The sequence below is a fragment of the Ensifer adhaerens genome (assembly GCF_001270265.1).
GTDB lineage: Bacteria > Pseudomonadota > Alphaproteobacteria > Rhizobiales > Rhizobiaceae > Ensifer > Ensifer adhaerens_B.
Genome location: NZ_LGAP01000002.1, coordinates 191,271 through 206,255 on the forward strand (window position 1 = coordinate 191,271; position 14,985 = coordinate 206,255).

Genomic DNA, 14,985 nt, shown 5'->3' on the forward strand with positions numbered 1-14,985 from the left:
CCGGCTCCACCCTTCCGTGTAGACACAACAGGACGACAGCCAATTCACCACCAATTCCATCGGACAGCACTCTACGCCCTGCGCTTCAGCGACAAATACGATGGACAGACACTCATTTAATTTGCCAATCAGTATGCAAAATGCATTTATTTTCAGCTGTCACATTCCCCGGCAAGTGGCGTAAAGAAAGAGGACGAAATTGCCAGCCAAACGGAAGACGCCCGATCGCATGAGCGAGCCACGCCTCGGCCAGAATACCCAGCGCCGCTACGAAATTGCCGAGGACGTTCTGCGCAGCAATATCGCCGAAGGCATTCTGCCGCCCGGACTTGTCCTGCTCGAAGGGCCGATCGCCGAGATCCTGCAGATATCGCGTGCGCCTGTTCAGCGCGCGCTGTTGCAATTGGAAAGCGACGGCCTCGTCCACCGCTTCAAGGGGCGCGGCTACCTCGTCGGACCGCCGGGTCGGGCGATCGAGCCCAACCGCACCGACATCAAGTCGCTTGGGCTGACCATTCCGCAACACGCCGACGAGGCGCTGCAAAGCCGCTCGTCCTGGGAGCGCATCTACACCGAAATCGAAAACGACGTCGCCGGCTGCGTGATCTTCGGCCAGTATCGCATCATCGAAAACGAGCTTGCCAACCACTTCAGCGTCAGCCGAACCGTGGTGCGCGACGTGCTCACGCGGCTGCGCGAGCGCGGGCTGGTGCGCAAGAACCAGAGTTCGCACTGGATTGCCGGTCCGCTGACGGCCCAGACCGTAAAGGACCATTTCATGCTGCGCCGTCTGCTCGAGCCGCAGGCGCTTGCGCTCGGCGCCAGCCATATCGACAGGGATCGACTTGCCGCCCTGTTCAGCCAGCTGGTGGAACTCGACGGCTCGCAATCGGCGGACGCCTGGCAGAACCTTGAGGACATCCGCACGCAATTTACCGAATGCTGCGTGCTGGCGATGCCGAACGAACGGCTGCGCGAACTGATCCGCAACAATCTGCTGCCGGTGACGGCGACGGAGCGGCTGCTGCGGCAGCTCGGCTTGCCAGGAGACCCGGCGGTGATCGCGGAAATCAGGCTGATCGTGGAACTGATGACGCGTGGTGCGACCGCCGCGGCGGCAGCGATGCTGGAGAACCACATCGACGCCTCGATGAACCGGACGATCGCACAGATGAAGATCGTCGCGATCATTCCGGGCCCGAGCGTCACTGCCGCCTATCTGACTCGCGTCGTCGAATAGGCAGAAGCGCTCGGCATCGTTGCATAGCCGGCTCAGGTGGCTAAGCGCGGCTGCTGGTCCCCTGTCCTTTTGCCCGCGCTCCATGTTGCCCTCCGTTTCCCCGGGACCCGTCAGCGCAGCGACGTGCGCAGCGCTTCCAGCCGGGCGTTTTCCTGCGTTCGCGCCGCCAGCGCCTCATCCATCGTGACCTCGACGAACCGGGTCGGCGTATGCGGCTGCATCTGCCCGATCAGGTCCATGTCGGCAGAAATCACCGTTCCAAGCATGAAGTAGCCGCCACCGGAAACCGCATCGCGATGCAGGATGATCGGCTCGGTTCCGCCGGGAACCTGGATCGAGCCGTAGGGGTAACAACTGTCGACGATGTTGGACGGGTCGGAACCGGCACCGAACGGTTGCTCACGTTCGATGAAGGAGAGTTTGCGGCCGCCGCGGAAGCGGTAACCCATGCGGTCGGCTTCGGGCGCCACTTTCCATTCGTCGGCAAAGAAGCTCTGTTTCGCCTCGTCGGCGAGGCGATCCCAATAGAGGCCGGGCAGAACACGCAGGGCCACGGGTGCGGCCGGCAGGCGTCGCAATTGCTCGCCGACCGAGCGGCCTTCACTGGAACCGTTGCCGACACCGACCGGGAGTTCGTCGCCAGGCTGAAGCGGCCGGCCGTTGTAACCGCCAAGCGCGCCGATCGGGTAGGTCGAGCGGCTGCCGAGTGCCAGCGGCACATCGATACCGCCGGCAACGGCGATATAGATGCGGGCGCCGGATTTGAGGAAATCGAAGGTCAGGGTCTGGCCGGCGCGAACAGGGAAGGCCGTCCAACCCGGTTGCTCCACCCCATCGACCTTTGCCGGCATGTGGGCTCCGGTGACGGCAACCAGCGTGTCTTCGGTAAATTCGAGCTTGGGGCCGAGGAACACCGTCTCGAGGCCAGCCGCGCCCTCCTCGTTTCCGACCAGCAGGTTGGCGGCTCGCATCGCATAGCGATCCATGGCGCCACCGAGCGGAATGCCGAGATGAAAGTAGCCGGGACGGCCAAGGTCCTGGACGGTGGTCGCAAGACCGTGATGCAGCACCTTAATGGCCATTGATCATGCCCTCCAGCCGGATGTTGTAGCCAGTGATATCCTTCTGGAACTCGCGCAGGTCGAAGCTGACCTCGCGGACCGGCGGGCTGAAGCGCCCCTTGTCGACATCCTCGACCGCCTGATCATAGGCATCGCGGTCGATCGGCTTGAATTTGACGACATCGCCCGGCCGGAAGAACACCATGAAATCGCGGAGATAGCTGGTGGTCTGCGTCGGGTCGAAGATCGGCATCGGCGTGATGCCGAACATCTGGTAGCCGCCGGCGCCGCGAACCGAATAGATGCAGCCGAAGCAGCCGCCATGGCCGACGGTCAGGCGCGGCGTATCGGTGCGCGGGCGAAGATATTTCGGCACCTGGATCTGCCGTTGCCGCTCGACCATCTGATACATGAACGGCAGGCCGGCTACGAAGCCGACCATCGACACGAACCAGGGCGAACCGGAATGGGCGGCGACAAAATCTTCAACGTCGCCGTAACCGTTGATCCGTGTCGCGTAGTCGAGATCGGTTCCTGATGGCTCCTGGTGGCGCTCGCGAAAGCGCATCAGCGTCTCATGCGTCCAGGGGTCGTTGTAGAAAACCGGGATTTCGACGATGCGGGTGCGAATGACGGGTTCTGCCCGTTCGGCCGCGCCCTCGATCGCCCGGACTTCCCTCAGCACGTCATCGGGTTTGATTACGTCCGGGTTGAACTTGATCTGGAAGGACGCATTGGCCGGGCAGATTTCGGTGATGCCCTTGATGCCGCTCTCCTTGACGCCGTTGGCCATGGAGAGGCTCTTGAAGAAGGCCTCCAACGACATCTCGTCGCTACACTCGACGAACAGATGCTCGTCGCCTCCGAACGTGTATCGTGTCGGCATCACGCGACCTCCGCAGCACGGCCACCATCGGCGGCAAATTCAGTTTCAAGCCATGTTTCGAGAAAGCGGGTATGGAAGGCGCCCTTTGCGATCTGCGGATCGGCAGCCAGCGCCCGATGCAACGGAACCGTTGTCGGCACGCCCTCGATCTTCAGCTGCTCCAGCGCCTGGGAAAGGCGGACCAGGCACGCCGGGCGGTCTTCGCCCCAGACGATCAGCTTGCCGAGCAGCGAATCGTAGAACGGCGGGATGACGTAGCCTCCGTAGAGCATCGTGTCGAAGCGGATGCCCTTGCCCTCGGGCACGGCGAGCCTTTCGATCCTGCCTGGCGCCGGCATGAAGCCGCGCCTCGGGTCCTCGGCATTGATCCGGCACTCGATGGCATGGCCCTTGACGGCGATGTCGGCCTGGCGGACCGACAGCGAAGCGCCGGCGGCAATGCGGAACATCTCTTCGACCAGATCGATACCGGTGATCATCTCGGTCACCGGGTGCTCCACCTGGATGCGGGTGTTGACCTCGATGAAGTAGAACTGGCGGGTCTCGTCGTCGTAGAGATATTCCACCGTGCCGGCCCCGCGGTAGCCGACGGAGCGCGCCAGCGCGACGGCGCTGTCGCAGAGCTTCTGCCTGACCTCGGGCGGAAGCAGGAAGGACGGCGCCTCTTCCCAGACCTTCTGCCGGCGGCGCTGCAGCGAGCATTCGCGCTCGAAGCAATGCACGACGTTCTTGCCGTCGCCGAGAATCTGGACTTCGACATGGCGGGCGCGGGTGATGACCTTTTCCAGATAGAGGCCGCCATCGCCGAAGGATGCCAGCGCCTCGGCGGACGCCTGGGGAAACTGCGTCTCCAACTCGGCCGCAGTGTTAACGATGCGGATGCCGCGGCCACCACCGCCGGCTGCCGCCTTGATCATCACGGGGAAGCCGGTGCGCTTCGTCACCTCAAGCGCGTCGGCAAGGCTGGAGATCCGGCCGTCGCTTCCCGGAACTGTCGGCACACCAGCCTTCTCGGCGACGGCTCGGGCGGCGACCTTGTCGCCCAACAGGCGAATGGCATCGCCGGAAGGGCCGATGAAGATGAGGCCGGCGGCAACCACGGCGTCGGCGAAATCGCCGTTCTCCGACAGGAAACCATAACCCGGATGGACCGCATCGACATCGGCACGCTTGGCCGCCGAGATCACGGCTGCAATGTCGAGATAGGATTTCTTCGGCGCCGGCGGACCGATCTCGATCGCCTCGTCGGCGAGCTTGACCGCCAGCATGTCGGCGTCGGCAGCACTATAGACCTGGACCGTGCGGATACCGAGTGCCTTGGCGGCGCGGATGATGCGGACGGCGATTTCGCCACGATTGGCAACGAGAACCGAGCGTAGCTTCATTGGTCGACCTCGGCGATCACCTGGCCGGCCATGACGGGCTCTTCGTTGTCGACGAGAAAGCGGATACTGCCGCCCGCCACACCGGCCTGGATCTCCTGAAAGGTCTTCATGACCTCGATCAGACCGATAGCGTCGTTCGAGGAAACGGTATCGCCATCCGTTTTGAAGGGCGGGACATCCGGAGCAGACGAGCGATAGAAGGTTCCTGGAAGTGGCGATCGGATTTCGTGCTTGCTCATGGTTGCCTCCGCTATGTTATTTGGTTTTGACCTGAGAGACGGGAGCAATGCGGATGCCCTCGGCACTCAGCGCCTCCCGCATGAGCCGCACGATATCGAGCGCGCCCAGCGTATCGGAATGAAAACAGATGGATTCGAACGGGACCTCGACGTCGGCACCCGTGACCGTCCGCACCCGTCCTTCCCGACAGGCGCGCACGACCTTGCGCGCGATTGCCGTGGCATCCGGCCGGCCGGCATCACGGGTAAACACGATCGAGCCGCTGTCGTCATAGTCGCGATCGGCATAGAACTCTCGGATGACAGGCTGGCCGACCTCCTGTGCGGCAAGCTCCGTCGCCGATCCGGCCATGCAGAAGACGAAGGCGTTCGGCGCGACCGTGCGCATATATTGCATGAAGATCTGCGAGAGTTCGCGATTGACCGCCATCTCCATATAGAGCGCGCCGTGCGGCTTCACATGCTGCAAGGGCGCGCCGTGGCGGCGGGCGAATTCGCGGATCGCGCCGACCTGATAGACGATGTCGTTGACAAGCTCGCGGGCAGTGCCCGCAATCTTGCGGCGGCCGAACCCCTGCAGGTCGCGATAACCGGGATGGGCACCGATGCCGACGCCATGTTCGGCGGCGAGCCGAACCGTTTCATCCATCAGATTGGGATCGCCACCATGGAAGCCGGCGGCGATATTGGCAGAACTGATCAGCGGCATCAGTGCCGCATCATCCGTATCGCCGATGCGCCAGCGGCCGAACGCTTCTCCCATGTCGCAATTGATGTCGACGACGTCGAGCAATGCCTCATCCCTCTCTTGCGGGCCGCTCTCCATGCGACCTTGAACAGAGAGAACGCTAGGGTGAAACAAAGCATTTGAAAAATTCTATTTTCATATGCCACGTATCTGAATTTCAGAATTCGCAGTTGCAAAATGCCGCTGTGAAAATTAGCGTCTTTTGAGCCGCTTACGTGGGAATGCCTGAGGGATGATCAACGGACTGCTCAAAGGCGCGGCAGACTTTCTGATTTTCTCACCTACGGTATAAAAAAATCAGATGGGAGATGCGTTATGTCGATCAGCCTTCGCCAGCTTCGCTATTTCGTCGCAACGGCGGAACTCGGACAGATATCGCAGGCGGCAGTCGATCTCTCGATCTCCCAGTCCGCCGTGACCACGGCCATCAAGGAGTTGGAGCGCATCGTCGGCGCCAATCTTTTCCTACGCACCCCAAGCGGCATGGACCTGACGATGGCAGGCCGCCAGTTCCTCTCGCACGCCTACGAGATCCTGAAGAAGGTGGACGAGGCAACGCATCTGAACGTCGTCAGCAGCGCCGTCGAAGGCACGCTGGCGATCGCCGCCACCTATACCGTGATCGGCTATTTCCTGCCGCAGCATATCGAGCGTCTGCGGCGCCTATTCCCCAAGCTCGAGCTGCAGCTGTTCGAACTCAAACGGGAATCGATCGAGGAAGGCCTGCTCACCAACCGCTACGACATGGCGGTGCTCTTGACCTCGAACATCCTCAACCCCGCGCTGACGACCGAAAAACTGATGAGCTCGACGCGACGGCTCTGGGTTCCGGCCCAGCATCCGCTGCTTCAACGCGACAGCGTCGGTTTTCGCGAGATCTCCGAGGAGCCCTACATCATGCTGACGGTCGACGAGGCGGCGCATTCGTCGCTGAAATACTGGAGCACGTCGACCTACCAGCCGCGCGTTATTCTCCGAACGTCGTCGGTCGAGGCGGTGCGCTCGCTGGTCGCCAACGGCCAGGGCGTGGCCATTCTGTCCGACATGGTACACCGCCCCTGGTCGCTCGAGGGCCGGCGCATCGAGACGATCAACGTGCGTGACCCCGTCCCGGCCATGGATGTCGGCCTTGCCTGGCGGCGTGGCGCTGAGTTCACGCCGCCGATGCAGGCGCTGCGGTCCTATTTCCAGCAGACGTTTCATATTCCGGGCGTGCGCGACGCGTCGTTCGCCACACCCTGACGCGGATACATCCTCGGCTGGCGATCAGTTGGCGACGGCAAGTTCCAACGCCCGGCGATGCGCAGCCACGGCCGCCCGCTTCACGAGGTCGGCCAGGTCAGAATCAGCCATGAGAACCTCGAGCGCTGCAGCCGTGGTGCCGTTCGGGCTGGTCACCTGTTGGCGCAGCTCTGCCGGGGAAAACGTGCTTGTTGCAGCAAGAGCAGCGGCGCCACCGACCGTCTGCTTTGCCAAAGCATGCGCGGTCTCCGCCGGCAGGCCGACAGCAATCCCCGCGTCGGTCAAACACTCGATAAAGTGGAAGAGATAGGCCGGCCCCGAACCGGATATCGCCGTTGCCGCATCGACAAGCCTTTCCTCCGCCAGCCAATGAACACTGCCGACGGCCGCCAGAAGGTCGGTAACATAAGCCGCTCGAACGTCGTCGATGTGGGTGTTGCCAAAGGCTGCAATCACCCCCATGCCGATCGAGGCCGGCATGTTTGGCATGGCGCGCACGACCGCGGTCTCGCCCAGTGTGGCCTCGAAGGTCGAGATCGGCACGCCGGCGGCGATGCTGACGAACACGGCCGCTCCACTGAACCGGCGGTATGCCGCAAGCATCGAGCCGACGATCTGCGGCTTGACGGCGACAATGACGGCGCGCGGCTGCAGCGCCTCCGGCAGGTTGGATGCATCGGCGTAAACCGTGGCGCCGCGAGCGGCAGCGCGGCCGCGAAGAGGTTCCGCCGGCTCGACCACGTGAATTCGGCTCGCAGGAATACCGGCCCTCTCGAGCCAGCCTTCGAGGAGGGCAAAGCCCATGTTGCCGCAACCGACAAGCACGATATCTCCGGACTGTTCCATCCGCGCGTCTCCTCTCATTGGTGACGGTCTATTGCCGCGCTAGCCGATCCCAACAATCGTTAAGACCGGCGGGCAGCCGGTGTTTCATGATACGCTGGCTCGGCGTGCGTTCGAAATCATCGACAACGGCGATGTAGCGCGGGTTCTGGTAGGGCGCGAGCCGATGCGCCAGCCATCCCGACAGGTCGATCGGATCGATCGCGCTGCCCGCCTTGGGCTTGACGAAGAGCTTGATGTCCTGCTCGCCGACATCCGCGGCGACGCCGATCATGGCGCAATCCTCGACCGCCGGATAGGCAGCGGCAACATGCTCCACCTCCCAGGCGGAGACGTTTTCACCCTTGCACCGGACGCTGTCGGTGAGTCGGCCGTGGAACCACAGGTTACCGTCAGCATCGAAAGAGCCGGAATCGCCGGTGTGAAGCGCTTCGTTGCGAAGGGTCTTTTCGGTCGCTTCCGGATTGCGCAGATATCCCTTGAACAGCGCGCCCTCAAGCGAGGTACGCACGACGATCTCGCCCTTGTCGCCAGCCGGCACCGGCTCGCCCTTTTCATTGAGGATATCGACCGAGAACCAGGGCATCGGCCGGCCGACGGCGCCGACGACACCGTTGGCGTTGCAGGTGGTAATGCTGGACGCTTCGGTCATGCCGTAGCATTCCCGCATCTCGACGCCGAAGCGCTCCTTGAATAAAGGCCAAACCTCCTTCGGGCAGCCGCCGCCCCAGGCAACGCGCACCGGATGCTGGCGATCGCGTTCGCTTTCGGGCTGCTTGAGCAGGATCTGCAGGATGCCGCCGAGATAGTGGATGTGGGTGGCGCCGTAGCTGCGCACCTGGTCCCAGAAGCGGCTGGCGCTGAAACGATCGACCATGGCGAGCGACAGGTCCTCGATGATCGGCAGCACGATCAGTTGCGCGCCGCCGATATGATAGAGCGGCTCCCAGACGAAGAAGGCATCGCCCGGGCCTGCCACCGAAAGAGTGCGGACCGCCTCACCGGCGAGCCGGATCATGCCGTGGGTCACCAGCACGCCCTTCGGCCGGCCGGTGGTGCCGGAGGTATACATGATCGCAAACAGATCGTCGGCGGCCGGCAGCTCCTCGTCGAAGGCGGCACCCGAAGCCAGGATCGTCTCAAGTGACGCCGCGCCGGCCTGTTCGCCGGCGAGAATAACCCCGGCCGCAGGCAGAACGGCACCGCTTTCGGCGATGGTCTCGGCAAGCTCCGCGTCACAGATGACGGCGCCCGGCTCGCAATGTTCCAGGATATAGCGCAGGCCCTCGCCGCGCAGCTGGGCGTTGACCGGCACCCAGACGACACCTGCCTTGGCAAGTCCGAACAGGACGGCAAGCGACAGGCGCGAATTGCGCATCATCACCGCGGCGCGATCGCCGGATTTCAGGCCGCGTTGACGCAGGTCGGCGGCAAGCGCCCCGGACATCGCGTCGAGGGTGGCAAAGGTGATCGGCTCGCCGTTGAAACGGGCGAACACCTGGTCCGGTCTGCGGGCAGCCTTGGTCGTGAAGCTTCCGAGGAAGCCTTCGAGAGATACGGTCATGGGAGGATCTCGGATGTGGTGTCAGGAGGAGCGGCGGAGTTTTTCCGCCGCCAGGAGAAGTGTTGTCACGACGATGAAGACGACGACCGAAACCGCCGCGAGCGTCGGGTTGAGCTGAAGGATCATGTCATCCCACATTTGCTTCGGCAGGGTCGTCTTGACGCCGCCGCTGACGAAGATCGCCACGGTTAGCTCGTCGAACGAGGTGATGAAGGCAAAGAGGAACGCTGCCGTCAGGCCGCTCTTGATCAGCGGCACGGTGACGAAGCGCAGCGCCTGAACGCGGTTTGCCCCGAGCGTGGCCGCCGCCTGGTCGAGCCGCCAGTCGTAGCTCTTCAGGACGGCGGCGATGGCGACGAAGGCAAAGGGCAGCGCCAGCACCGTGTGGCCGATCACCAGGCCAAGGTCGGTGGCGACCAGTCCCATCTGGGCAAAGAGATAGAACAGGCCGACGGCGATGACGATGCGCGGCACGATCATCGGCGCCAGGAAGAAGGCGAAAATGATGCCCCGCCAACGCGAGCGCGAGCGGGCAAGCGCCAGCGCCGCAAAGCCACCGATCACCGTTGCAACGATGGCCGTCGCGAAGGCGACACCGAACGAGCGGATGGTGGCCGCAACCCAGAGATCGGAGGTGAAATAGGTCCTGAACCATTCCAGGCCATAGCCCGGCGGCGGGAACTCGAGGAACTGCGAGCTGGTGAAGGCGATCGGCAGGACGACGAGCGTCGGCAGCATCAGGAAGGCGAACATCAGCAGGCTGTAGATGCCGAGCATCCGGCTCGAAACCGCCGCCCCCAGCAGCCGGTGGCTGCCGGCCGAAATAGCGCTGCGGACGCTCGCCAGCCGATCGAGGATTGCCAGACCAAGGGCGCGCAGGAAACCGGTTTTACCGGCCTTGCCATCGGAAGGTTCGCCGGACAGGCTCGAAAGGCCGAACACCCGATCGTAGAGCCAGCACGTGACCAGTGCTGCAGCCAGCATCATGGCGGCGAGAGCCCCGGCAAACGCCCAGTTCAGGATTTCCTGCACCTGAACGATGATCAGTTGCGCCAGCATCGTCTGTTGACGGCCGCCAAGCAGGGCCGGAACGATGAAGAAGCCGAGCGAGGAGATGAAGGTCAGCAGGCCGGCAGCCGCAGCCCCCGGAAGCGAAAGCGGGAAATAGACGAGCCAGAAGCCTTTTGCAGGGGTCGCGCCCAGCGTCCCCGATGCCTGCGTCAACCGGCGATCGATACCGGTCATCACGGGTAGCATGGTGAGGATGGCCAGCGGCACCATGGCATGGACCATGCCGATCATCACGCCGAGCTCATTGTGCAGCAGCTCGAGCGGCTGGCTGAGCACGCCGGTTCCAAGGCCGATCTGGTTGATGATGCCGGTGCGGCCCAGCACGATGACCCAGGCAAAACTCTTGACGAGGTAGCTCGTCCAGAACGGCACCATCACGAGCAGAATCATGGTGCCACGCGTCCGGTCCGGCAGGCGCGACAGCCAGTAGGCCAGGGGGTAGCCGAGCAACAGGGAGAAGAGCGTCGTCAGCCCGGCGATGCGGAACGTGATCAAGAGGACGCGGAAATAGACGTCGGTCTCGAAGATCCTCGCATAGTGGCTGGCGGTCATCGCGCCGGTGTCGGCATCCTCCAGGCTGAGACCCATCAGCCTTGCGACGGGGACAAGGAAGAAGATCAGCAGAAAGGCGATGCCCGGCACCGCCAGCCAAAGCGGGCCGAAGCGGAAGCGGTTGGAGCGCTGAGCGCGCGTGGTGGTAACAGCCGTCGCGTTCATGGCGTCACCAATACTGCCGCCTCGGGCGCCCAGCTCAGCGTGATGTTTTCGCCGAGGCTCGGCAGCGGCTTGCCGGGAAGAACGCGAACCGTGACCAGTTGTTCGGCCGAGATGTCGACGAGCAGGCGGGTTTCCGATCCGGCATAGACGACCTCGGCGACGCGGCCGCTGATCTCGTTTGCTCCGGTCGAGCCGAGTTCGAGATGCTCCGGCCGCACCACCAGCGCCAGCTCGGCATTATTGGAAAGGCTGGCGCCATCGATCCGGTAGCGGCCGCTCGCGGTCGAAAGATGCGCAGCACCGCCCGAGCCGAGCTCGACGCGACCGCGGAAGATGTTCGAGATGCCGATGAAATCGGCGGCAAAGGCAGTGCGCGGCCGGGCGTAGATTTCCTGCGGCGGACCGATCTGCTCGACCATGGCGTGGTTCATCAGGCAGATGCGGTCGGAAAGCGCCAGCGCTTCTTCCTGGTCATGCGTCACATAAATGATCGTGGCGCCGGTCTGCCGGTGCAGCCGCTTGATCTCGAATTGCATGTGCTCGCGAAGCTTCTTGTCGAGTGCCCCGAGCGGCTCGTCCATCAGGATGATCGATGGCTGGTAGACGAAGCAGCGGGCAAGCGCCACGCGCTGCTGCTGCCCGCCCGAAAGCTCGCGCGGGAACCGCCCGGCCAGATGGCCGAGCTGAACCATGTCCAGGGCTCCGTTGACCTGCTTGTCAATCTCCGCGGTGCTCTTGCCCCGCATCTTCAGGGGAAAGCCGATGTTCTCGGCGACCGTCAGATGCGGAAACAGCGCGTAGTGCTGGAACACCAGGCCGATGTCGCGCTTGTGCACCGGCGTGTTCGTCTCGTTGCTGCCGTCGATGAACAGGCGCCCCTCAGTCGGCAGGACCAGCCCGCTGATCATTTGCAGCAAGGTGGTCTTGCCGGAGCCCGATGGCCCGAGAAGCGTCAGGAACTCGCCGGACTTGACCGCGACGTGAGTGGGCTTGAGAGCGACGGTGGCTCCGTAGCTTTTCGCCAATCCATCGACGAGAAGTTTTGGCTGAGTGGCTTGTTCGGGCTTCGCGAGCATCAAATTTTCCCCTTAAGCCAGGATCCAGGCGTTGAAGCGCTCGGTCATTTCGGAACGGTTGGCGCTCCACCAGTCTTCCCGTGCAATGGTCATGACCTTGAGATTGGCCTCGGAGGTCGGAAGGGCTGCAGCGCGTTCTGCCGGGATATGCTCATAGGCCTTGAGGTTGGTCGGGCCGTAGGCGAGGAACTCGGTAAAGAGCGCCTGCTGCTTTGGATCGGCGCAGAACCGGACGAACTGCCGGGCGATATCAGCGCGCGGCGAGCCCTTGGGAATGCCCCATCCCTCGATCGAGTAAAGCCCCTGGTTCCAGCCGATCTTGACCGGCGCACCGCCATCGATGACCGCCTGAGCGCGGGCGTTCCATAGGGCGATCACGTCGACTTCGCCGCTTTGGATCAGCTGGCTCGACTGCGCGCCGCCGGTCCACCAGACGTCGACATGCGGCTTGATCTTCTCGAGGCTGGCATAGGCACGCTCGATGTCGAGCGGGTAGAGTTCGGCAAGCGGCACGCCATCGGCAAGCAGCGCCTGCTCCAGCGTATCGATTGGGTTCTTGCGCAGGGCGCGACGGCCCGGGAATTTCTCGACATTCCAGAAATCGGCCCAGGAGTTCGGGCCATTGGCGGCGTCGAAACGATCGGTGCGATAAGCCATGATCGTCGAATAGACATCAACGCCAAGCCACAGCTCGGTCAGCGCGTCGGGCATCAGCCCGGGCACGTCGGCCGCCGGCAGGTTGATCGGCTCAAGCAGGTCGCGTTTTTTCAGGATGTCGCGGGCGGAAAGCGTCAGCGTGCAGACGTCCCAGCTATAGGATTGTGTCTCGACCATCGCCCGGAACTGCGCGGTCGGTTCGGCGTCGCGGGCGACATTGATAACCTTGATGCCGGTTGCATGTTCGAAAGGATCGTAGAATGCCTTGCGGTATCCCGGGCTATAAGGACCGCCGGGATCGGCGACGGTCAGCGTTTCGGCGGCAAATGCCGATCGCGTGAAGACGGCAGGCGCGGCCAGGGCAACGCCGAGGCCGCCGCCGATTTTCAACAGGCTGCGGCGATCAATCAGAATTCGTTTATTGTTGGTCATTGTTCTACCCTCTTGTTTTGGATTGCGCGCCGCCTCCCATAAGCGGCTCTGGCCTTTGTCAGGCCTTGCTTGCCGCACGTCGTGCGAGAAACTGTTCCATCATCCGCGCCGGTTCGCCGGAGGCGTAGGCTTCGCGCTGGATGCGAGCGCCGGCTTCGAGGCAGTCGCGGAAACCAGCCTCTGTCATCTCCCTGAAGCGCTGTTTGTCAAGCCGCATGGCGACCGGCGGCTTGGCGGCGAGTTCGCGCGCCAGCGAGAGGGCCTCATCCATGACGCGTTCCTGCGGCACGATGCGGTTGATGATGCCGATGGCCTGGCATTCATCCGATTGCATCAGACGGCCGCTGAGGGTCAGGTCGATGGTGCGGGCAAGACCAATCATTTCACGCATCATCCACGGGCCCGTGGTGCTGGCGATGCCGGAGTTGATTTCCGGCTGGCCCATGCGCACGCCCGGATGCGCGATGCGGAAATCGCAGAGAAGCGCCACCTGGAACGCCGAGCCGGCGGCAACGCCGTTGAGCGCGGCGATCAGCGGCTTCGACAGCGAACGCATCGCATCATAGAGCCGCTCCCATTCGCCGACCCATTCCTGGCCGCGGGCGGCGTCGAACGTGCGGGTCTCGTTCAGGTCCTGGCCGGCGCTGAACGCACGGTCACCGGCACCGGTGAGGATAATGGCGCGGACCGCCTCGTCTTCTTCGAAAGCCTTGAAGGCAGCAACCAGCTGCTGGCGCATCGGGCTATGCCAGGCATTAAGGATTTCGGGGCGGTTCAGCGTGATGACGCCAACCTCGCCGCGCCGTTCTGTCAGGATGAAGCGATCCATGATTTTCTCCGTTGCAATGAAACAACTATTGCAATGCGATAATTGTTATGTCATAGTGTGATTATGTTTATTTTAGCTGTCAAGCACCTTTTCCAATGCTTGGCGATTCTGTTATCGATATGTGGGAAACGGCAGGGACCGGGGATACATGGCGCGCAAGGCGAACAAGGCTGCGGCAGAAGAAAACGAAACGTCGGGAGAAGACCGCGACCCCTTGCTGGTGCAGTCGGTCGAGAAGGCCTTCAGGGTTCTGAGAGCCTTTGATGGTCGCCGGCCGAACCTCAGCCTGTCACAGATCGCGGAAGAAACCGGGCTCGACATGAGCGCCGCCCAGCGCTTCACGCATACGCTTGCGAAGCTCGGCTATCTCGGCAAGAACCCGGACACCAAGCGCTTTGAGCTGACGGTGAAGGCGCTCGATTTCGGCTATCACTACACCCGCGCCAGCGGCTTCGTTGAGCGCGGCATGCCCTATCTCCTGCACCTGAGCAAAGCGACCGAGGAAACGGTCAACCTGACCGTGCTCGACGATACCGACATCGTGTTCGTGTCGCGCTTCATGAGCCGTCACGTTCTCAACAACGACGTCATCACCGGCACGAGGCTGCCGGCCTATTGCACGGCACCGGGCATCGCCATTCTCTCGGGCCTGCCGGAGGACGCCGCGCATGCGATTCTCGAAAAATCGGACCTTTACCCGTTTACGCCGCATACGACATGGGACATCGACGCACTGAAGGCAAAGCTGAAACAATCCGCGACCAAGGGCTATGCCACGGCCTTCGAGGAATACTTCCATGGCGACCTGTCGATCGCAGCACCAGTGCTCGATGCCAACGGCACGCCCTACGGCGCGATCAACATCGCGGTATCGCGCAGTCGCTACACGCCGGAAGAAACGGAAGAACGGTTTGCCCCGCTGGTGACCGCCGCGGCGCGCTCGATCTCGCTCGTCGGCGGCGCCCGAAGATAATTGTCCAGCTTCGGGCCGCGTC

Annotated in this window: 14 protein-coding genes; 3 read left to right on the plus strand and 11 right to left on the minus strand. The window is 63.0% G+C overall.

Annotated elements, in window-relative coordinates; genetic code table 11:
- Positions 1 to 229 precede the first annotated feature (229 nt).
- A complete protein-coding gene (locus AC244_RS05715) occupies positions 230 to 1,240 on the plus strand; it encodes a GntR family transcriptional regulator (RefSeq protein ID WP_053247848.1) in 1,011 nt (336 codons plus the stop codon).
- A 110-nt stretch (positions 1,241 to 1,350) separates the two neighbouring features.
- Here AC244_RS05715 and AC244_RS05720 read toward each other — a convergent pair whose 3' ends face one another.
- From AC244_RS05720 to AC244_RS05740, 5 genes are read right to left on the minus strand one after another with little or no spacing between them, the layout of a single operon-like run.
- Positions 1,351 to 2,322: a biotin-dependent carboxyltransferase family protein gene (locus AC244_RS05720; protein ID WP_053247849.1), complete on the minus strand. Its 972-nt coding sequence runs from the start codon at positions 2,320 to 2,322 to the stop codon at positions 1,351 to 1,353.
- Positions 2,312 to 3,187: a 5-oxoprolinase subunit B family protein gene (locus tag AC244_RS05725; protein ID WP_053247850.1), complete on the minus strand. Its 876-nt coding sequence runs from the start codon at positions 3,185 to 3,187 to the stop codon at positions 2,312 to 2,314. Before AC244_RS05725 ends, AC244_RS05720 begins: the two co-directional genes overlap by 11 nt.
- On the minus strand, positions 3,187 to 4,572 hold the full coding sequence (locus AC244_RS05730; RefSeq protein ID WP_053247851.1) for an acetyl-CoA carboxylase biotin carboxylase subunit: 1,386 nt from the start codon (positions 4,570 to 4,572) through the stop codon (positions 3,187 to 3,189). The genes AC244_RS05725 and AC244_RS05730 overlap by 1 nt, the downstream gene beginning before the upstream one ends.
- Positions 4,569 to 4,811: an acetyl-CoA carboxylase gene (locus tag AC244_RS05735; protein ID WP_053247852.1), complete on the minus strand. Its 243-nt coding sequence runs from the start codon at positions 4,809 to 4,811 to the stop codon at positions 4,569 to 4,571. The genes AC244_RS05730 and AC244_RS05735 overlap by 4 nt, the downstream gene beginning before the upstream one ends.
- Before the next feature lie 16 nt (positions 4,812 to 4,827).
- The gene (locus AC244_RS05740) at positions 4,828 to 5,604 is read right to left on the minus strand and encodes a 5-oxoprolinase subunit PxpA (protein ID WP_053247853.1); all 777 of its coding nucleotides are present in this window, start codon (positions 5,602 to 5,604) and stop codon (positions 4,828 to 4,830) included.
- A gap of 270 nt (positions 5,605 to 5,874) precedes the next feature.
- On the opposite strand from AC244_RS05740, the gene AC244_RS05745 reads away from it, so the two are divergent.
- Complete coding sequence (locus AC244_RS05745; RefSeq protein WP_053247854.1) at positions 5,875 to 6,801, plus strand: LysR family transcriptional regulator; 927 nt, start codon at positions 5,875 to 5,877, stop codon at positions 6,799 to 6,801.
- 24 nt (positions 6,802 to 6,825) lie between these two features.
- On the opposite strand, the gene proC is transcribed toward AC244_RS05745, so the two are convergent.
- From proC to AC244_RS05775, 6 genes are read right to left on the minus strand one after another with little or no spacing between them, the layout of a single operon-like run.
- A complete protein-coding gene (gene proC / locus AC244_RS05750) occupies positions 6,826 to 7,647 on the minus strand; it encodes a pyrroline-5-carboxylate reductase (protein WP_053247855.1) in 822 nt (273 codons plus the stop codon).
- Between the two features lie 28 nt (positions 7,648 to 7,675).
- A complete protein-coding gene (locus AC244_RS05755; RefSeq protein WP_053247856.1) occupies positions 7,676 to 9,208 on the minus strand; it encodes an AMP-binding protein in 1,533 nt (510 codons plus the stop codon).
- A 21-nt stretch (positions 9,209 to 9,229) separates the two neighbouring features.
- Positions 9,230 to 10,996, minus strand: coding sequence for an ABC transporter permease subunit (locus AC244_RS05760; RefSeq protein WP_053247857.1), 1,767 nt, complete (start codon positions 10,994 to 10,996; stop codon positions 9,230 to 9,232).
- Complete coding sequence (locus tag AC244_RS05765; RefSeq protein ID WP_053247858.1) at positions 10,993 to 12,072, minus strand: ABC transporter ATP-binding protein; 1,080 nt, start codon at positions 12,070 to 12,072, stop codon at positions 10,993 to 10,995. The genes AC244_RS05760 and AC244_RS05765 overlap by 4 nt, the downstream gene beginning before the upstream one ends.
- A gap of 12 nt (positions 12,073 to 12,084) precedes the next feature.
- Entirely contained in the window at positions 12,085 to 13,161 is a 1,077-nt protein-coding gene (locus AC244_RS05770) for a polyamine ABC transporter substrate-binding protein (RefSeq protein ID WP_053247859.1), read from the minus strand.
- A 58-nt stretch (positions 13,162 to 13,219) separates the two neighbouring features.
- Positions 13,220 to 13,990: an enoyl-CoA hydratase/isomerase family protein gene (locus AC244_RS05775; RefSeq protein ID WP_053247860.1), complete on the minus strand. Its 771-nt coding sequence runs from the start codon at positions 13,988 to 13,990 to the stop codon at positions 13,220 to 13,222.
- A 148-nt stretch (positions 13,991 to 14,138) separates the two neighbouring features.
- Here AC244_RS05775 and AC244_RS05780 point away from each other — a divergent pair, with 148 nt between their 5' ends.
- Positions 14,139 to 14,963 carry an IclR family transcriptional regulator gene (locus tag AC244_RS05780; RefSeq protein WP_053247861.1) on the plus strand — a complete coding sequence of 275 codons (825 nt, stop codon included), beginning with the start codon at positions 14,139 to 14,141 and terminating at the stop codon, positions 14,961 to 14,963.
- Positions 14,964 to 14,985 lie beyond the last annotated feature (22 nt).